Source organism: Glaciihabitans sp. UYNi722 (assembly GCF_040549465.1).
Classification (GTDB): Bacteria; Actinomycetota; Actinomycetes; order Actinomycetales; family Microbacteriaceae; genus Lacisediminihabitans.
The window spans coordinates 107,710-125,581 of the sequence record NZ_JBEPTL010000007.1 but is presented as its reverse complement, the minus strand read 5'-3'; the positions used below and the strand labels follow the sequence as shown (position 1 = coordinate 125,581).

The following is a 17,872-nucleotide window of genomic DNA, read 5'->3' as shown; positions in this document are numbered from 1 at the left end:
AGAGGACATAGACATCTCTCGACGACTCTCACAACTTTGAGCTATCGATGCCGTCCCTTAGCCCTTAGCATGTCCGTGCAAGCCTCTCTGGATGTCTCGACGGGCGAGGTGCGCTTCTACGTCGATCCGGGGGCGATCGAGATTCTGACTCGCGATGCCGATCGTCGTTGACTAAGCCCCAACCGTCGGCCACCCAACCGTCGCCCGGATCCAATCTGAACAAACCACCGGAAGGTACGAGCGGCGCGGCAGCTCTGGCAATACCTCGCGCCGACGGCAGTTACCGCCGCTGCGATGATCGCGTTTGCAGTTCTGCGACGACAGTTTGGCGGCCTCGCCTTCACAGCCGGTTCGGTTTTGTTCACACGCTTCAACATCATTTATGTCGTGGCCGTTGGCGTTGTGATGGCAGGCTCCCTTGCTCGGGAGTGGGTTGTGGTGCGTCGTGGTGATACGCCGTGGCTCCCCTGGATCTCTCTACTTGGCGCTGCTGACTTCGGTGATGAATCGGGCGATAGCGTCATGGGCGCGCTGCGCAGAGATCGATGAGTACACCAAACGTGACGTGGGATCATCGCCCGCATCCGGGTTGTCGAAGGCGTGGTGGGTTTGCGTGTAGAGCTCAAAGCGCACATCGTTACCGGCTGCGTCCATCTCGGCAATCACGTCCGCGATCATCGCTACCGGTGAGACTTGGTCCTGGGTGCCCTGTAACACGAGCACGGGCGCGTCGACCTTGGTCCTCGTGCCCTCGACGGCCGTTGTGAGCAGGGCCGAGCACAGCACGATACCGGCGACGTCGGGGCCGCTCCGGGCATAGTCGAGCGCGACCATTCCTCCCGCGCTATATCCCAGGCAGACCAGCGGGGCATCCCAGAGCAGGCGGAGCTCTGCCACGCAGGCGACCAGCGCTGCGACCCCGATCGGTCGGTCAGCAATCAACCTCTGCACCAACGGCCGACCTGATCAGGGTCGGTCGGGCTCCAGCCGTCGCCGTACAGGTCGGCGACGGCCACAGCGCAACCGCGAGCTGCGAGGGCACCAGCATGCTCCCGCGCGAGCGGGCTCTGACCTTGCCAGTCTGGAAGCAGGACGACCAAAGCTGTGGGTTTGTTGCCTGGCGGGTGCATCAGCAAGGCGCGGTAACCGACGCCGTCCGAGGTGTAGTTGAGCGTGGTCTCTACGAGGTCATCCATAGCGTTCTCCTGAGGTCGCATCTTGCGGTCGAGGACTCCCCGCCACGTCCGTGGGGGCTCTGCAGCCCTGTATAGACGGGGTGCCTTCGAACGAGGCCCGACATGGAGTCATGGCTTTGTGAAGAAACACCTCGCCCGACGGCTTCAACGACATTCAAGCCCTCCCACGACGTGCTGTCTATGGCCCGGATGTGAGGGCCAGCCCCTGCGTGCAATGGCGGGCTCGGGTGGCCGCCGCGACGATTCGTTCGAGTGTGACGCGCGCGGGCGATCGGGTGCCCGTCGATCATTGTTAGACATCCGTAAGGAATTCCCTGTTGCCCCGACGTCCCTGTGGGGGATACTGGGCTGGTCGGTCCCGCGAGAGCGGTGTCGAGAAACTTGAGCAACGATGCCAGGAGACCGGATGACCATGACGCAGTCGACCCTCGAAGAAGCCGTTGCGCAGGTGACGGCAGTAGCCGCCGCTCACGCCCAACAGGTCGATACTGACGGCACCTACCCGGTCGATTCAGTCGCTGCTCTCCGGTCGAGCGGGCTGTTGGGCCTGGTGATCAGTGAAGAAGCTGGCGGCATGGGCGCCGGTCCGGGCGAGTTCACTGAGGTATTGGGCTCAATTGCCGCGGCGTGCGGCTCGACCGCGATGATCTACCTGATGCACGTGGCCGCCGCGGTGACGGTGGCATCCGCCCCGCCCGCAGCGATGCCGAACCTCCTTTCGCGGATGGCATCGGGCGAGGTACTCGGCACGCTGGCTTTCAGCGAGAAAGGGTCACGCTCGCACTTCTGGGCTCCTGTGTCGGAGTCGGTCGCCGACGGGGACGACGTTCACTTCACGGCCGACAAGAGCTGGGTGACCTCGGCCGGCTATGCCGATGTGTATGTGATGTCGTCGAAGAGCGCGGTCGACCCCGAGACAGTGGACCTGTATGCGATCCCGTCCGAAACGGCGGGTCTGGAGATCGCCGGTCCCTGGAGCGGACTGGGGCTTCGCGGCAATGCGTCGAGCCCGATATCGGTAGCGGTGACTATTCCTTTCAGTTATCGCATCGGTGAGCCGGGCAGCGGTTTCGGCACAATGATGGCCACCGTGCTGCCGTGGTTCAACCTGGGCAACTCGGCGGTGTCGCTCGGGCTCTCCACCGCTGCGGTGGACGCGGCAACCGCGCACGTGACCGGTGCGCGGCTGGAGCATCTGGATCAGGCGCTTTCCGCTCTACCGACCATCCGGTCACAGATCGCGAAGATGAGCATCGCGCTCACGGCTCAGAAGTCTTACCTCTCCCAGGCGGCCGCGAAAGTAGCGAGCCCGGCTGAGGACACTCCGCTGTTTGTGCTCGGGGTGAAGGCCTCCGCGAACGATGCCGCGCTGACGATCACCGAATCGGCAATGCGGGTGTGTGGTGGGGCAGCGTTTTCGAAACACCTGCCCATCGAGCGAGCGTTCCGAGATGCACGCGCCGGCTCGGTTATGGCGCCGACTGCCGACGTGCTCTACGACTTCTACGGTAAGGCCGTTACCGGCCTTCCGCTGTTCTGAGTTTCGGATGTCGAAGCTCGTCGGAGCGCCTCTGCTCGTCGGAGCGGTCGCCTACACGCCGAACGTCGTTCCCATCTGGGAAGGCATCCGCGAATACTTCGACGACCCCAGTACGACCATGGATTTCGTGCTGTTCTCGAACTACGGACGCCTGGTCGACGCGCTGCAGGCGGGAATGATCGACATCGCCTGGAATACCAACCTCGCGTATGCGCGCGCGGTTCTGCAGACCGACGGGCACGTGAGGGCGCTCGCCATGCGCGACACGGACGCCAAGTTTTCAACGGTGTTCCTGGCGGCCGCGGAAAGCGGTTGGTCGGGCCCCGGCGACATCGCGACCCGGCGACTGGCACTCGGGTCGGCAGACTCAGCTCACGCGGCAATCCTGCCTCTGCACTACCTTCGCGCAGCGGGGGTGGACGTCGACCACATGCACATCCAGCGCTTCAATAGTGACATCGGCAAACACGGTGACACCGGGCGCAGCGAGCTGGACGCGATCGATGCGGTACTTGCCGGCGATGCTGATGTCGCTGCCATCGGCATCACGGTGTGGGAGAACATCGGTCGCGGCGACCTAATGCCTGGGATGCTCGAGCCGGTATGGCAGACCGAGACCTACTCGCACTGCATGTTCACCGCTCTCGACACCCTGCCTGAGTCGGTCTATGCGCCGTGGGTGGCGAAGCTTCTTGCCATGGACTGGGAGGTGCCAGCGCACCGGCGCATCCTCGAACTCGAGGGACTCACCCAATGGGTCGAACCGCACCTCGAGGGCTATGACGGGCTATTTGCGGCGATCGCGGAACAGGGCGTCGACTCCCGATGGTAGTCATGGCGCTCATGCGCATCGTCGAACAAATGGCCGAGGGCGATACGGCTGAGTTTTCGGTGGCGTCGGCGAGCGAACTGGATCTGGTGCGCCGCTGGTGCGAGAAGACCGGCAACACCCTCGTCAACACCCTGATGGTCGAACAGGATACCGGTCAGGTCACTATAGGCCGAGGCCGGCCGCGCAACCCTGGAAGCATGATCCCCGCCGACCGGATGCCCGGGGCGCGGCTCTGGCTGTACACGAACTTTCACTGCAACCTGGCCTGCGATTACTGTTGCGTGGCCTCATCACCGAAGACGGACCCGCGACTGCTTGGCATCGACAACATCCTGGCACTCGTCGCCGAAGCCGCCGACTGGGGCGTGCGGTCGCTGTACCTCACCGGCGGCGAGCCGTTTCTGCTACCCGACATCGATGTCATCGTACGGGCCTGCGTCGACCGGCTGCCGACCACGTTGCTGACCAACGGAATGCTGTTCCGCGGCCAGGGGCTGCGCAAATTGCAGGCGATGCCGCGCGAGGGCTTCGCGCTGCAGATCAGTGTGGACTCCCCAACCGCTGAGGTGCACGATTCACACCGCGGCGCCGGGAGCTGGAAACGGGCGCTCTCCGGCATCCGGATTGCACTCGACGAGGGCTTCACCGTTCGGGTCGCCGCGACCATCTCGGCGAACGATGATCCCGCCCTCGACGAGCTGCACGCTCTATTCGATGGACTCGGGATCCCGCGATCCGACCAGGTGATCCGCCCCATCGCCCGGCAGGGAGTCGCCGAGGAGGGGGTGGCTTTCGCCCGCGAGTCGCTGATCCCGGAGGTGACCGTCACGGCAAAGGGTGTCTACTGGCATCCCGTCGCCGCGCTTGACGAGAACGCGCTCGTGAGTCGCCAGATTCTGCCCCTCACCCCCTCTCTCGACCGGGTCAGCGACCTCTTCGCCCAACAGTGGTCGTCGGTTACGGCCGCGTCGGCCATGTTCGCCTGCGCCTGAACGGGAACGAGAACGAAATGACAGGAACCAGAACGCATGTGACCGCCGGTGAGCGGGAGGTCAACGCGATCGCGATCGGGCGGCCTACTCGCGCAGTGCTCGCCGCCGTGCGGATCGCAGTGGGACTGATGTGGCTGCAGAACGTGAACTGGAAACGTCCGCCCGACTTCGGGCAGGCTGCGCACAACGGGCTGTACCAGTACACCGCCGACGCGGTGAAGCATCCGGTGCTCGGGGCCTTCAGCTGGCTGGTACAGAACGTCATCGACCCCAACTTCGCTCTGTTCGGCTGGGGGGTGCTGATCGCAGAATTCTGCCTCGGCGCGTTCCTGCTCGCAGGATTCCTGACGCGATTCTGGGCGGCCATCGGCATCCTGCAGACCGTGGCCATCACCCTGTCGGTGTTGAACACCCCAGGGGAATGGCAGTGGAGCTACTACCTGATGTTCGCTGCGCAGTTCGTGATTCTGGCCACCGCGGCTGGGCGGATCGCCGGTGTCGATGGACTGCTGAGACCCCGATGGTCGCTCACCCCAGGTCGGCCGGCCCGGATTGCGATGGTGCTCTCATGAGCGCCACCACACGCACTATCCCTTCCGCTCCCACGTCAACGGCCTGGCGTATCCGCGGCCTGATCGTCGCTGGCTTCACCGCGCTGAGCTCCCTGTTCTCCCTGCTGCACTACACGCCGCTACAGTTCGTCTCGGTCAACCTGGTGCAGGCACTCGTGCTGGTCGCGCTGGGTGCCCTCGCCGCACTCGGCTGTGCACTACGGAAACCCGTGCTCCTGCTTGCGGCCGGCGCGATCCTGATCGTCGTCGGGTTGGTGCGCCTCGTCACCTACGGTGCGACGATCGGCATCATCTCCGGCTCGGTCAATGCTGCCGCGCTCATGGTCGGACTCGGCACCGCGTTCATCGCGATATGGATCACCTCGCGGCCGGTGCGAGAGGAGAGCTGATGACATCAGCGTTCATTTCGCGAACTCTGACGAAGCCCTCGTCGCGGCCTGACCGATGTTGGGGGTTCAACGAGTTGCCGGTGGCGTGAGTGCTGTTCATGCCATTCGGCCAACCGACCCTCGACGACGTCGTCGTCTTCCACTCCACGGGCGAGGAAGTGATCCGCTACGAAAGTGAACTGCCGATGACGGTAGTAGCGGATCCCCACCAGTACCTCTTACCGCAAGTTCGGGGTAGAGCGATCGTCGACCGCCCTTCTCGGCGCCTGGCCCACCCTGCCCCGAGCTCTCCTCGGCGCGATGACAACGACCGCTCGTACCACGTGTACTGCCGACATCCTGGTCAACAGCGATGGGATCGTCGTTGCGGTGAAGTATGGGGCGCATGCCGGCGATCAATGGTCGGTCGACGAACTGTTGGAAATCGTCGCATCCGATTCACGCACCTGAGAGGCGGCGCCGGAGAGCGTCGTTGATCGCTGCGCAATCGAGCAACCGACGGGTTTGATTAGTAGGTCACCGGCAGGTGAGCCGAGATCACCGTCGGTCCACCGGCCGGACTGCTGATCTCGAGGGTTCCGCCGAGACCACGTAGGCGTTCCTCGAGGCCCGCGATGCCGTGGCCGGGCTGCGCGATGGCCCCGCCGATCCCGTTGTCGGCAACCACGACATCCAGCCAGGTGGCATCTGGCTCCGGGATGCGTCGCAGTTCGAGTCGTAACTCGATGTCGTTCGCGCCGGAGTGCTTGGCCACATTCGTCAGCATCTCAGCCGCGACGAAGTAGGCGTTGCGCTCGATCTCCTGTGGGAGATCCGCCCCTGGCGCAAGCAGGTTGACGATTCGCACCGGGATGGTGCTGCGGTCGGAGAGCGACTCGATGGCCGCCACCAGCCCACGGTCGAGCAGGATCGGCGGCGCGAATCCGCGGGAGAGGGCCCTGAGTTCTTCGAGCGCCTCGCGCGACTGCTCCATGGCCTCGGCGATAAGAGTGCGTGCCTTCTCAGGATCGTCGGCCAGCTGGCGGTCGGCGGAAGCGAGATCCATCTGCATCCGCACCAGTCGTTGCTGCGGACCGTCGTGGATGTCGCGCTCCAACCGCCTGAGCGAGGTGCCCTCCGCCGAAACCGCCGCGGTGCGCGATGCGGAGAGCCCCGCGACCTCGCCCTGCAGCTCTGCCACCCGGAAGCGCCCGAGCATCCCGAGTGCGATGCCGTAGTGCACCATGGTCAGTCCCCGGGTGACGAAGGGAAGAGTCGCCAGGAAGATCGCGCCGATCAGGAAGTAGAGCAGGGCGTCGGCGGTCTGCGGATCCATGTTCCAGGCGGGGAAGAAGGTGCGCTTCACCCAGTCGTAGAGCGTCCAACCGTTGTCGCCGGTCGGAATCCAGCGCGAATAAATCCAGTAGGTGATGCCGGAAAGGGCCGTGACCACCCAGGCGAAGGAGACCGCCCAGGTCACCGCCCCGACCACGATGTTCACCAACAGTGCGTGCACGAGATAGAGCCAGTAGTGCGGGTTGAGAACGGTGCCGAAAATGTTCGCCCAGAATCCGGACACCCTGTACGGGTTCCAGTTCGGACGCTTGATGACGGGACGACCGGCACCGCGCAGGCGAATGAGTTCGAAAGTGCCGAACCCCCGCGCGACGTAGAGCGTCGCGATGACGATGAAGATGCCGATGAATGTCAGCAGCAGGCCGATGCCCAGCGAGATACCGACCCAGAGGATCACCGTCGCGAAGATCACGATCGGCAGGCTCGCCAGCAGGAATCCGAGTTCCTGCGGCACCGTGCGCCACAGGCGTCCGTAGAGGGAGCCCTTCGGTGTAGCGGATGTCGTGCTCACAGCATCCAGAGTGGCAGACTCGGCAGCCATCGCGCTGTTCTCAGTGGTGGTCATGGTCGTGTCCTTCATCGCGAAGTCGGTCCGGTCATGCATCCAGCTTCATGTTTGCGACTCGCGCGCGGCATCCGGCAGCCTCACAGATCGGGGGTGGGGTTTACCCCCGGATGCCGCGAGTGAGCCCTGCCGCAGCGGTGTTAGCAGAGCCTCAGCTTGCTTGCGGAATAGGGAGGCCTGGCTAGCGTTGAACTACGCAGAACCGAAAGGCAGCAGAAAAATGACCGAAACGCAGACAGTTCCGACAAGCGCGATCGACCCTGACGTGACGTCTGGTGTCGCCCAATTCCTCGGGCTGGTGGTCATCGACCTCACCGCCCTCGCCGTCGACGGCAAGCAGGCACACTGGCATGTTCGTGGCGCCAACTTCCAGGCAGTGCACGAGCTGCTGGATTCTGTGGTCGACCACGCTCATGACTACGCCGACACCGCCGCAGAGCGGGTCGTCGCCCTCGGCCTCCCGCTCGATGTGCGTGTACAGACGGTCGCCGCGAAGGCCACGACCCCGCAACTCACGCCCGGCTTCCAGCCTTCTGACATCGTGATCGCCGAGATCATCGCTCACATCGATGCCGCGCTCGCCACCGTGCGCACGGCCGTTGAAGAACTCGCGGCGCTCGACCCGGTGAGCCAGGACGTCGCGATCGAGATCGCTCGGGGCCTCGAGAAGGACCGCTGGTTCCTCTTCGCCCACATCAGCGAGAAGTAACCCACTCAGCAGCACGGATGCCGCCCCGATTCGCCGGGGCGGCATCCGTCGTTAACGCAGCAAACGAAACGTCCATTCGCCGCCGAGCATGGTCGCGAACACCGGCATCGACCGCAGCTGGACATCGCTTGCGATGAGCGGATCCAGCTCGGTCACCACGAGGTCGGCGACGTCACCGACGGCAACTGCAGTCCGGCCGTCGGTGGAGGCGGCATACGACGTTCGCGCATCCGTTCGCTGCTCCGGATGCCACGACTCCCGCCCGTCGCGACTGCGGCTGAGCGCCGCCGCCATCGTGACCCACGGATCAAGCGGGGCTACGGGCGCATCCGACCCGAAGTGGAGCGTCACTCCGGCCTCGACGAGGCTCGCGAAAGCGAAGGCGCGATCGGTGCGGCCTGCCCAGAGCAGGTCAGCGATGTCGCGGTCGTCCATGGCGTGCTCCGGCTGCACGCTCGCGGTGACGCCGAGGGAGGCGAAACGGGCGAAGTCGGTCACGGCGATGAGCTGTGCGTGCTCGATCCCTCCGCCGACACCGGCCGCCTCGAAAGCATCGAGGGCGAGCTGGTTGGCGAGGTCGCCGATGGCGTGCACGGCAGGAACAATTCCGTTCGATGATGCGCGGCGAAGGTAGGCGACGAGTTCATCGAACTCATAGGCGAGCAGTCCATTCGGATTCGGATCGTGTTCGAAGCCCGAGAACGGATCGTGGCACGCCGCAGTGCGGGTGTTGAGCGAACCATCGATGATGATCTTGAACGGACCCATCCGGATGAGGCCATCCGTACCGGGCAGCGCATCGCCGGTTCTCAACCCGCGGGCGATCACTGCCTCCAGGTCTTCGGGATACACACCGCAGTCGACCCGCAGTCGACCGGTTCCCGCTGCTACCCTCCTCGTCCAGGAGTCGAGGGTGAGCGACATCTCCAGGTCGACGATGCCGACCACTCCCCTTGCTGCGGCGGCGGTCGCCGCTTCGTCGACCCAGCGGTCGAGCAGGTCGTCCGGGATCGTGCTCAGTGCTGTGTTGACCGCGAAGGCGTCCTGTTCTCGCAGCACTCCGGTCGAGTGGTATGGGTGGCCGAACAACGTGAGCGCGACGGAGTTGAGCCAGACGCAGTGCAGGTCACCGCTCATCAGCACCACCGGCACGGCGGGCGCGACGGCGTCGAGGAGACTGCGGTGGGGGGCATCCGGCCAGAGTGCGTCGCGAAAACCGAACCCGACCAGCTGCACTGCTTTGTCCGGCTGGCTCAGCAGGTGGGTCGCGATCATCCCCGCGGCCTCGGCGGCGGAAGTTGCAGCAGAGATGTCGAGACGCTGGCTCACCAGTGCCCACTGGCTGAAGTGGACGTGGTGATCCCAGAGCCCTGGGCCGAGGTAGCGCCCGTCGAGTTCTACGACCTCGCTGGTTCCCGGCTGGAGTGAGTCGGCAATCGCCGTGACGACCCCGTCGGCGACGAGAACATCCTGCGGCCGATCTGGGCCTCCGACCAGGCGGGCGTCGCGCAACAGCGTCGATGTCACTGCACCGAATCGTTTCCTTCGTGCACCCGGCGCATCTCACGGGCAAGGGCAGGCTGGGCGTAGTTCTCACCGTGCTCGAGTTCGTCGATGATGGTCGCGACGACCTCCGGCGACTTGGTCTGGCTGAGCTTCAGCCGAGCGTCGAATCGGGTGACGCGCAGGCGAAAACCGGCGGTTCCCTTGACGATACGTCGGGCGTATTCCTCGTTGTGTTCGAGACGACGAGGCTCCGGCATCCGGTTCTCGAAGAAGTCGACGAGGTCACCGAGAACACGGTAGTTTTCCTCGTCGCTGAGAATCTCCGGCGTTCCGTAGAGGTGTGCGGTGACGTGATTCCAAGTGGGTACCGCCGGATTGGCGTCATACCAGCCAGGAGAGATGTAACCGTGCGGACCCTGGATGATCACCAGCACCTCGTGCTGCCCGAGCTCGTGCAGCTGCTCGTCGGGCCGGCCGACGTGGCTGACGATGCTGATACCGTCGGCACCCTCTTCGAGCACAACGGGGTAGTGCGATGCCACCAGCCCGGCATCCGTGTTGGACACGATCGTCGCCCACGGATTCTCGCGGATGAGTCGCTTGACCTCGGCCTCGTCCTCGAGGAGGTAGCTCGGCGTGCGCCTCATGCCTGGTCCTTCGGGCACCAGTAGAGCTTGCGGCCGCCCAACTCCTCCATGAGGATGTGCGTGCCGCAGACCCTGCATGGTAGTCCGGTGCGGTGATATACCCAGTGCCGGTCATCGCGATGGGCGAGCGCTTTGCGGTAGGACTCGTCGTCGAGATCGTCCATGGTGAGCATCTGGCCGGTCTTCACGCCGACGCCGAGCAGGTAACCCCAGTCATGCCAGAGCGCACGAACTGTCTTCACCGATAGGTCCTTGCCCGGTGTGTGCGGGTTGAGGCGTGCACGGAAAAGCATCTCGGCGCGGTAGACATTGCCGATTCCGCTGATGACGTTCTGGTCCATCAGCAACAGGGCGATAGGCGTCGACTTCTTGAGCACCGTGCTGACGAAACGTTCCTCCGCGGCTTTGCTATCGTCGACAAGCGGATCCGGTCCGAGCTTACCGATCGCGGCATCCACCTCGTCGGGTGTCTGCACGATGCACTTGGTCGGGCCACGGAGGTCGGCCACAGCATCGTCGGTGAGCAGTCTCACCCGCACCGCTCCGATCGGCTCCGGAGGGAAGCTCTCGATGGGCGTTTCGAGCTTCTCCTGCTCGGACATCCGCAGCCGCGTGCGACGCGGGGCGCCGATGCTCGCAGCGGAGTCCTCGGCGGCGTCGCGATCGAGGATCGTGCCTCGTTGGTTGGTCTGACCCATGCGGCCGTTCGAGGACGCCGTGGTCGCATCCGCGGTGATGTCGCCGGCGAAATCCCAGGCTCCGTAGAGTCCGAGGTGCACGCACAACCACAACGAGTGATCGAACTCGAGGAACATCTGCTTGCCGACGGCACGGGCATCCGTCATCTCGAGGCCGTCGATTCGCGCTGCACCCTCGGCGAACCGGCCCTGTGGCGATGACACTGCGACTTTGTGTCCCACGAAGTGCAGCGCGAACTGGCGGGCGATGCGATGGACGGAATGACCCTCTGGCACGACTCGCCCTTAGTCGATCTCGTGCCCGGCGATAGCTCCGGTCGCTTCGTACTCTGCAAGCTGGGCGATGCGACGGGCGTGACGCTCCTCGCCCGAGAACGGCTCGTTGATGAAGGTGTCGATGAAGAGCTTCGCCTCGTCGACGGTGTGCTGGCGTGCGCCGATCGAGATCAGGTTCGCGTCGTTGTGCTGGCGCGCGAGCAGCGCTGTCGAGACATTCCAGACGAGAGCGGCACGAGCGCCGAGTACCTTATTAGCTGCAATCTGCTCGCCGTTTCCCGAGCCGCCAAAGACGATGCCGAGGGCCTCGACTCCTGCCTTCTGATCCGCGACCACGGCACGGGCCGCGTTGATGCAGAAGCTCGGATAATCGTCGACGGCGTCGTAGACCTTCGGTCCGTGGTCGATGACTTCATGGCCGGCTGCCCGCAGATGGGACTGCAGGTCTTCGCTGAACTCGAGGCCGGCATGGTCCGTCGCGATGTGGATGCGCATGGTCTCCAATTTAGCGCGCTAGCCGGGAGCTCTCCGGGGCACAGTCGATCAGGGCACCCAGTACCCCGTCTTGCCCAACAGCTGCACCTCTCGGTCGGATCCGGCCGGCACCTCGACCTCAGGGCCGAACACCCCCATGGCGCGCCAGTCCTCCAGATTGGGAAGGAGCTGCTCCCAGAGACCGTCGACGAGAGGATCCGGCAGTGAGTAGTCGAGCCCCACGAGTTTCGCGATCGACCAGGCCTGGAATGCCCGGTAGATGGTGACGTGCTCGAGGTATTCGGCGAGGCTGAAGTCCCCGTAGCTGAGGTGCACGATCGCAGCGGATTCGAGGTCCCGAGTCACCGCTTCTGTGGCCGCATCATTGATCGCGTCGTAGCTCTCGATCGGATCGTCGCCGAGCAGGTCGCCGTCGTGGCGCGTGCCGACCTGGTCTGCCGTGCGCCCGGCAAGCACGTCGGGTACCCAGGCCTCGTCATAGGCGTGGGCAGCGACGATGTCGCGCAGCGTCGGGTTCTCTGTGCGCGACCATTCCGGAGGAGCAGGAAGGCTGAGCTGGTCGAGGTCGATCATGTCGATGACATCGCGCAGCGCTGCATCGGCCATCAGGAAGAGGTCTCGTTGTTTCATGTGGGCACCGTAGCAGCGGGCGGCGACATCCGCATCCGTCTGCCGTCTGCCGTCCTCCGTCATCCGTCCTCCGTCCTCGGCCCGCCGGTCCCCAGCCCGTCAACAGGACAGACGCCCGTCTTGGGCCCGTGAACAGGACATGCGATGGCACCGGGCGCCATCCGTCCTGTTGGCAAGCGGATGGATGGTAGGGACGAGTGGCAGTCAACCGTGCCGGAACGCGTGCCGGAACCGACTTCCGATCAGCCGGTCAACAGGACGGATACCCCTCGTGAGCCCGTGAACAGGAGCTGCGGCGCAGCGGGGTGGCATCCGTCCTGTTGGTGAGGTTGCGAAGGTTCACGGGCTGCGAAGGTTCACGGGCCGGGAAAGGCGGGCCGGGAAAGGCAGCCGGGAAGGTGGGCGGGAAGCCGACTGGCGGGATAGCAGAACTGGGACAACAGCCAAGGAAGCCGAGCGGAGGAAACCGGTGGCCAAAGACACCCGACCGGCCGAAAGCTCAGGAGTCGAAGCCGAGGCCGACAGCATCCAGCGATTTCAGCAGCGCGTTGCGCCGACCGCGATTGTGGTCGGCCCGGTCGAGCGCCCACTTGGTCGCCTGCACGCCTGCGTAGGCTGCCGGCTCCGGTGGGAAGGGCAGCGGCAGCGAACTCACCATCTCGAGCGAGGTGAGCTCTGTACTCTCCCCGGAGAGGTAGTCGAGCATCACGTTCGCGGCGAACCTGGTGGCCGCGACCCCGAGCCCGGTGAATCCGGCCGCAGAGGCGACGCGGCCCTGGCGCGCGCGGCCGAAGAACGCGCAGAATCGGCTGCTGGTGTCGATCACACCGGCCCAGCGATGGCTGAAACGCAGCCCCTCGAGCTGGGGGAACGTGGTGAAGAAGTGGCTTGCGAGTCGACGGAAGGTCTCCGGTCGATCCTCATAGGCGGGGCGGATGCGGCCCCCGTAGTGGTAGACCGCGTCATAGCCGCCCCAGAGAATACGATTGTCGGCGCTCAGGCGGTAGTAGTGAAACTGGTTGGCAGTGTCGGCGACGCCCTGGCGCCCGCCCCATCCGATCGAGGCGAGCTGGGCATCCGTGAGCGGCTCGGTCATGAGTACATAGTCGTAGACCGGTACGGTGTGCAGCCGATAGCGCTTCAGCAGCGAGGGGAAGGCGTTGGTGGCCAGCGCCACCCTGTCGGCGTGAGCGAAGCCGCCCTCGGTGATGAGCGTGACGGGACCGCTCGGCAGCTCGCTGTCGATGCCGCGGACCGGCGAGCGCTCGAAGATCTCAACCCCGGCCTCCACGCAGGCGCGGGCGAGCTCCATGGCGAGCTTCGCGGGATGGATCATCGCCGTGCCGTTCTTGCTCCACAGCCCGCCGAGATAGGTCGGAGAATCAAGGAGCTTCCGGATGCCCGCGCCATCGAAATAGATCTCGCCGTTGCCGTCGTGGGCGTCCTTCAATTCCTGCAGCTGGTACTCCTCCACCGCGACCGCGAGGGAACCGGTGCGCTCGAAGTCGCAGTCGAGGCCCAGTCGTGCCACCGTGGCCTCGATCTCGTCGAGGTTCCGCAGGCCGAGCCTGTCGAGTTGCTCGATTTCATCAGGGAACCGGGTGATCCCGTTGGATGCCCCGTGCGTGAGAGTGGCCTCGCAGAATCCTCCGTTGCGCCCGGACGCCGCCCAGCCGACGGTCTTCCCTTCGAGCACGGCAACGCGAAGGCCCGGATCGCGCTCCTTGGCCTGCAGCGCGGTCCAAGGCCGGTGTATCCGGCGCCGACGACGACGACGTCGAAGCCGGCGGTACCCCGGTAGCGCGGGAAGCGAGTCGGTGCACGCAGGTCGTCGAGCCAGAACGGAGTGAGGCGGGCATCCGTCAGCGAATCGATGACGAGGCGGGGGTCGGGTACTGAGCGTTCGAAGACGGTGCTGGCCACCCGTTCAGATTAGCTTTCCCTGGGAGCCGGTGCTGTGAGCCGTGCATAAAACCGATCGAAACACCCTCAGTCGAACTGCGGGTCGCGGGTGCGTGACCGCTTCAACTCGAAAACTGCGCGAAAAACGAGGATAGACCGATGGACTATTCCTTTCCAGCTCTGGATTCGCGGGCCAACTGGGAGGAAACTGGTATGACGCAGAGCGCGAGCAGTGGGAGGAAGAAATGTCCCCGACGAGAACCAGTCCCCCGGACCTCATGCCTGTGCTCTCGCGAGGCAAACACCACAGCGCCAGGCGCGGCGCCTGCTTCATGGAATACGCCTCTGTGCTCGCCGGGGAGAAGTGGAGCGACCATCCGACCTGCACCCATCCGGCACTCGGCGCACTGGCCAGGGCGGTCAACGACTGTACGTCGAACGCAGCGCGTGGTGAACTCGCGACACTCATTCCCTCGGTGATCGGACAGCTCGGCGATGACGACACGGATGTGCTCGTCGCCGTACGAGCTGCCAGCGAGGCTATCGCGATCGCGAGCGCGAGCCGCCAGCACGCGCTCGCCGCGGGCTTGATCCGCTGCGAGGAACTGCTCGAAGGCACTCCCCTCGTTGCGGCCAGCGCACTGGTGAGTGAGGCGCTCGCCGCTGTGCCCGACTCCGCCAAGTGGGCAAGACAGTACGTGTCCTCGGTCGGGCCGCTCAACCCGCGATCCGTCGTGCGGCTCTGCGAAGCCATCATCCGCACCTCCGTGGTCGGTATCGCCGAGGCCTGCGTACCCGATGCGGATGCCAGGATGCGGCGGCTCCTGACCGTCGCGATCGACGACCTGCAGCCCCGCGTCACCGCTCACGCACGAACCATGCAATCTGTGTAACGACCGTTCCGTCGGCCGCTGACCCTCTCCATCCAGACGCTGGGCCGTCCCGTTAGGCTGGCTGTCGGACACGATCCGTCGACGCAGAAGGAGCACACCAGTGCCAGGAGAGAACCTCACCCGTATCGAAGCACAGGAGCGTAAGGCTCTCGTCGATGTCGCCAGCTACGACATCACGCTCGACCTCACCACCGGCAGCGAGGTGTTCCGCAGCACAACTGTCGTGACCTTCTCCGCCACAGCAGGGGCCTCCACTTTCATCGATGCGCTCACCCGTACCGTCCACTCGGTGAATCTCAATGGCGCAGAGCTCGACCCGGCCGCGGTCAGCGACAACGTGCGCATCCAGCTCGACGGTCTCGCCGAACAGAACGTGCTCACCGTCGTCGCCGACGCCGAGTACACCAACACCGGCGAGGGCCTGCACCGCTTCGTCGACCCGGTCGACAACGAGGTTTACCTGTACACGCAGTTCGAGGTTCCAGACTCCCGCCGCGTCTTCGCCGTGTTCGAGCAGCCCGATCTCAAGGCGACCTTCACCTTCACCGTGACGGCGTCCGCCGCCTGGGAGATGGTGAGCAACTCCCCCACTCCGGTTCCTCAGCCTGTCGAAGGCACCGACTCCGCGACCTGGAGTTTCGAGCCGACCCCGGTGCTCTCCTCCTACGTCACCGCGCTGATCGCGGGACCGTACGCGGTCATCCGCAGCGAGCTCACCAGTTCGAGCGGTCGCGTCATCCCGCTCGGCATCTTCTCCCGTAAGTCGCTCAGCGAGTACGTCGACGCCGACTACATCTTCGAGAAGACCCGGCAGGGCTTCGCCTACTACGAGGAGAAGTTCGACTACCCATATCCCTTCGCCAAGTACGACCAGCTCTTCGTACCGGAGTTCAACGCCGGGGCGATGGAGAACGCCGGCGCGATCACCTTCACCGAGACCTACGTCTTCCGCTCCAAGGTGACCGACGCGATCAAGGAACGTCGCGTTGTCACCATCACCCACGAGCTTGCCCACATGTGGTTCGGCGACCTGGTGACGATGAAGTGGTGGAACGATCTCTGGCTGAACGAGTCTTTCGCCGAGTGGGCGTCGACCATGGCGACGGCCAACGCCACCGAGTGGACCGAGGCCTGGACCACCTTCCAGGCGATGGAGAAGAGCTGGGCCTACCGCCAGGACCAGTTGCCGTCCACGCACCCGGTCGTGGCCACCATCAACGACCTCGAAGACGTGCAGGTGAACTTCGACGGCATCACCTACGCCAAGGGCGGTTCTGTGCTCAAGCAGCTCGTCGCGTGGGTCGGCGAGGAGGCCTTCTTCGCCGGTGTCGCCGCGTACTTCCAGAAGCACCACCACGGCAATACCGAGCTCTCCGACCTGCTTGCCGAGCTCGAAGTGACCAGCGGCCGCAGCCTCAGCGACTGGTCGAAAAAATGGCTGGAGACAGCGGGCGTCAACACGCTGACCCCGGCCATCGAGACGGATGCCGCGGGCGCGATCACCTCCTTCACCATCGTGCAGACGGCCGCTGCCGACTACCCGACCATCCGCCCGCACCGTCTCGCGGTCGGGCTCTACGACTTCGTGGACGGCAAGCTCGTGCGCACTCACCGGGAAGAGCTCGACGTGGATGGCGAGCGCACGGATGTTGCGGCTCTCGTCGGCCTCGCCAAACCTGCTCTTGTGCTGCTCAACGACGACGACCTCGCCTATGCGAAAATCCGCCTGGACGAGCAGTCGCTCGCCGTGGCGATCGAGCATCTGAAGGACATCGACAACCCGCTCGCGCGGTCCATCGTCTGGGGTGCCGTCTGGGACGCCACCCGCGATGCCGAGGCGAAGGCGAGCGACTACGTGCGTCTGGTGCTCGGCAACATCGCGAGCGAGACCGAGTCGACCACCATCCGCACCACGCTCAGCCAGTTGACCACCGTCGCACGTGTCTATGTCGCACCGGCGAAGCGCACCGACACCATCCGTGCGGTCGGCGACGCCCTGTGGGAACTCGCACAGGGCGCGACCGCCGGCACGGACGCGCAGTTCCAGTTCGTGAAATTCTTCGCCGGCATCGCGTCGACCGACGCGCATGTCGCCGCCCTCCAGAGCCTGATCGACGGTTCGTCGCCGCTGGCCGGTCTCGAGATCGACACCGACCTCGGCTGGGAGTTGCTCGAAGGACTCGTGCTTGCGGGCGCGGCATCCGGTTCCGACATCGACGCCGCCCTCGCGAAAGACAACACGTCCAACGGCCAGCAGGCCGCCGCCAGGGCCAGGGCCACTATCCCGACCGTCGAGGGCAAGCGTGCGGCGTTCGACTCGCTCGTCGGTTCGGATGACCTGCCGAATGCCATCGTTCGGCAGACCACGATCGGCTACCTGCACACCAACGACGCAAGCGTGTTCGAACCGCTGGTCGAGCCGTACTTCGCGGCGATCAACGACATGTGGGCGAACCGCTCGTTCAAGATCGCCGAATACTTCGTGGAGCTGATGTTCCCATCCCCGCTGGCGTCGGAGGCTCTCGTCACGGCGACGAAGGCCTGGCTCGACACCAACCAGGATGCGGTACCCGCGCTTCGTCGCCTGGTGATCGAGAACCTCGCCGGCATCGAGCGCGCGCTGCGGGTGCAGGCCAGGGACGAATAGATCCGCGCCGACCTGAGAGGACCGGATCGTTCCGGATATCCCCCGCAG

17 protein-coding genes and 1 pseudogene are annotated in these 17,872 nt (G+C 64.9%); 9 read left to right on the top strand and 9 right to left on the bottom strand.

Annotated elements, in window-relative coordinates:
• Positions 1-477 precede the first annotated feature (477 nt).
• Together ABIB56_RS07345 and ABIB56_RS07340 are read right to left on the bottom strand one after the other, a co-directional pair.
• Positions 478-942, bottom strand: a complete 465-nt coding sequence (locus tag ABIB56_RS07345) for a dienelactone hydrolase family protein (RefSeq protein ID WP_354568464.1) — start codon at positions 940-942, stop codon at positions 478-480.
• Positions 939-1,196, bottom strand: coding sequence for a dienelactone hydrolase family protein (locus ABIB56_RS07340; protein WP_354568463.1), 258 nt, complete (start codon positions 1,194-1,196; stop codon positions 939-941). The genes ABIB56_RS07345 and ABIB56_RS07340 overlap by 4 nt, the downstream gene beginning before the upstream one ends.
• Before the next feature lie 406 nt (positions 1,197-1,602).
• Here ABIB56_RS07340 and fadE16 point away from each other — a divergent pair, with 406 nt between their 5' ends.
• The 6 genes from fadE16 to ABIB56_RS07310 all read left to right on the top strand — a co-directional run bounded on the left by fadE16 (position 1,603) and on the right by ABIB56_RS07310 (position 5,971).
• Complete coding sequence (gene fadE16, locus ABIB56_RS07335; protein ID WP_354568461.1) at positions 1,603-2,736, top strand: Rv1679 family acyl-CoA dehydrogenase; 1,134 nt, start codon at positions 1,603-1,605, stop codon at positions 2,734-2,736.
• Positions 2,737-2,743: 7 nt separating this feature from the next.
• Complete coding sequence (locus ABIB56_RS07330; protein WP_354568459.1) at positions 2,744-3,568, top strand: Rv1680 family SBP-like protein; 825 nt, start codon at positions 2,744-2,746, stop codon at positions 3,566-3,568.
• 2 nt (positions 3,569-3,570) lie between these two features.
• A complete protein-coding gene (locus tag ABIB56_RS07325) occupies positions 3,571-4,560 on the top strand; it encodes an Rv1681 family radical SAM protein (RefSeq protein WP_354568458.1) in 990 nt (329 codons plus the stop codon).
• A 17-nt stretch (positions 4,561-4,577) separates the two neighbouring features.
• A complete protein-coding gene (locus tag ABIB56_RS07320; protein ID WP_354568457.1) occupies positions 4,578-5,132 on the top strand; it encodes a DoxX family protein in 555 nt (184 codons plus the stop codon).
• Complete coding sequence (locus ABIB56_RS07315) at positions 5,129-5,521, top strand: Rv1678 family membrane protein (RefSeq protein WP_354568456.1); 393 nt, start codon at positions 5,129-5,131, stop codon at positions 5,519-5,521. The genes ABIB56_RS07320 and ABIB56_RS07315 overlap by 4 nt, the downstream gene beginning before the upstream one ends.
• Positions 5,522-5,821: 300 nt before the next feature.
• Positions 5,822-5,971, top strand: a complete 150-nt coding sequence (locus ABIB56_RS07310; protein ID WP_354568455.1) for a hypothetical protein — start codon at positions 5,822-5,824, stop codon at positions 5,969-5,971.
• 58 nt (positions 5,972-6,029) lie between these two features.
• Here ABIB56_RS07310 and ABIB56_RS07305 read toward each other — a convergent pair whose 3' ends face one another.
• A complete protein-coding gene (locus ABIB56_RS07305; RefSeq protein ID WP_354568453.1) occupies positions 6,030-7,421 on the bottom strand; it encodes a sensor histidine kinase in 1,392 nt (463 codons plus the stop codon).
• A gap of 220 nt (positions 7,422-7,641) precedes the next feature.
• Here ABIB56_RS07305 and ABIB56_RS07300 point away from each other — a divergent pair, with 220 nt between their 5' ends.
• Complete coding sequence (locus ABIB56_RS07300) at positions 7,642-8,130, top strand: Dps family protein (protein WP_354568452.1); 489 nt, start codon at positions 7,642-7,644, stop codon at positions 8,128-8,130.
• A gap of 51 nt (positions 8,131-8,181) precedes the next feature.
• Here the strand turns inward: ABIB56_RS07300 and ABIB56_RS07295 are convergent, their stop codons facing one another.
• The 6 genes and pseudogenes from ABIB56_RS07295 to ABIB56_RS07270 form a co-directional block, all read right to left on the bottom strand.
• Positions 8,182-9,657 carry an amidohydrolase gene (locus ABIB56_RS07295; protein WP_354568451.1) on the bottom strand — a complete coding sequence of 492 codons (1,476 nt, stop codon included), beginning with the start codon at positions 9,655-9,657 and terminating at the stop codon, positions 8,182-8,184.
• Entirely contained in the window at positions 9,654-10,283 is a 630-nt protein-coding gene (locus ABIB56_RS07290; protein WP_354568450.1) for an FMN-binding negative transcriptional regulator, read from the bottom strand. The genes ABIB56_RS07295 and ABIB56_RS07290 overlap by 4 nt, the downstream gene beginning before the upstream one ends.
• The gene (locus ABIB56_RS07285) at positions 10,280-11,257 is read right to left on the bottom strand and encodes an Fpg/Nei family DNA glycosylase (RefSeq protein WP_354568449.1); all 978 of its coding nucleotides are present in this window, start codon (positions 11,255-11,257) and stop codon (positions 10,280-10,282) included. Before ABIB56_RS07285 ends, ABIB56_RS07290 begins: the two co-directional genes overlap by 4 nt.
• 9 nt (positions 11,258-11,266) lie before the next feature.
• Positions 11,267-11,752, bottom strand: a complete 486-nt coding sequence (locus tag ABIB56_RS07280) for a ribose-5-phosphate isomerase (RefSeq protein ID WP_354568448.1) — start codon at positions 11,750-11,752, stop codon at positions 11,267-11,269.
• Between the two features lie 48 nt (positions 11,753-11,800).
• On the bottom strand, positions 11,801-12,445 hold the full coding sequence (locus tag ABIB56_RS07275) for a DinB family protein (protein ID WP_354568446.1): 645 nt from the start codon (positions 12,443-12,445) through the stop codon (positions 11,801-11,803).
• Positions 12,446-12,881: 436 nt separating this feature from the next.
• A pseudogene (locus tag ABIB56_RS07270) lies at positions 12,882-14,305 on the bottom strand (NAD(P)/FAD-dependent oxidoreductase).
• A gap of 224 nt (positions 14,306-14,529) precedes the next feature.
• Between ABIB56_RS07270 and ABIB56_RS07265 the strand changes: the two are divergent.
• Together ABIB56_RS07265 and pepN are read left to right on the top strand one after the other, a co-directional pair.
• Positions 14,530-15,177: a hypothetical protein gene (locus ABIB56_RS07265; protein WP_354568444.1), complete on the top strand. Its 648-nt coding sequence runs from the start codon at positions 14,530-14,532 to the stop codon at positions 15,175-15,177.
• Positions 15,178-15,277: 100 nt separating this feature from the next.
• On the top strand, positions 15,278-17,824 hold the full coding sequence (gene pepN / locus ABIB56_RS07260) for an aminopeptidase N (RefSeq protein WP_354568442.1): 2,547 nt from the start codon (positions 15,278-15,280) through the stop codon (positions 17,822-17,824).
• Positions 17,825-17,872 lie beyond the last annotated feature (48 nt).

Bases quoted from the DNA above. Each gene is read 5' to 3' on its own strand.
- ABIB56_RS07305 (WP_354568453.1), bottom strand. From the start codon at position 7,421: ATGACCACCACTGAGAACAGCGCGATGGCTGCCGAGTCTGCCACTCTG.
- fadE16 (WP_354568461.1), top strand. From the start codon at position 1,603: ATGACCATGACGCAGTCGACCCTCGAAGAAGCCGTTGCGCAGGTGACG.
- ABIB56_RS07325 (WP_354568458.1), top strand. From the start codon at position 3,571: ATGGCGCTCATGCGCATCGTCGAACAAATGGCCGAGGGCGATACGGCT.
- ABIB56_RS07310 (WP_354568455.1), top strand. From the start codon at position 5,822: ATGACAACGACCGCTCGTACCACGTGTACTGCCGACATCCTGGTCAAC.
- ABIB56_RS07315 (WP_354568456.1), top strand. From the start codon at position 5,129: ATGAGCGCCACCACACGCACTATCCCTTCCGCTCCCACGTCAACGGCC.
- ABIB56_RS07320 (WP_354568457.1), top strand. From the start codon at position 4,578: ATGACAGGAACCAGAACGCATGTGACCGCCGGTGAGCGGGAGGTCAAC.
- ABIB56_RS07340 (WP_354568463.1), bottom strand. From the start codon at position 1,196: ATGGATGACCTCGTAGAGACCACGCTCAACTACACCTCGGACGGCGTC.
- ABIB56_RS07275 (WP_354568446.1), bottom strand. From the start codon at position 12,445: ATGACGGAGGACGGCAGACGGCAGACGGATGCGGATGTCGCCGCCCGC.
- ABIB56_RS07290 (WP_354568450.1), bottom strand. From the start codon at position 10,283: ATGAGGCGCACGCCGAGCTACCTCCTCGAGGACGAGGCCGAGGTCAAG.
- ABIB56_RS07280 (WP_354568448.1), bottom strand. From the start codon at position 11,752: ATGCGCATCCACATCGCGACGGACCATGCCGGCCTCGAGTTCAGCGAA.
- ABIB56_RS07300 (WP_354568452.1), top strand. From the start codon at position 7,642: ATGACCGAAACGCAGACAGTTCCGACAAGCGCGATCGACCCTGACGTG.
- ABIB56_RS07265 (WP_354568444.1), top strand. From the start codon at position 14,530: ATGTCCCCGACGAGAACCAGTCCCCCGGACCTCATGCCTGTGCTCTCG.
- ABIB56_RS07330 (WP_354568459.1), top strand. From the start codon at position 2,744: ATGTCGAAGCTCGTCGGAGCGCCTCTGCTCGTCGGAGCGGTCGCCTAC.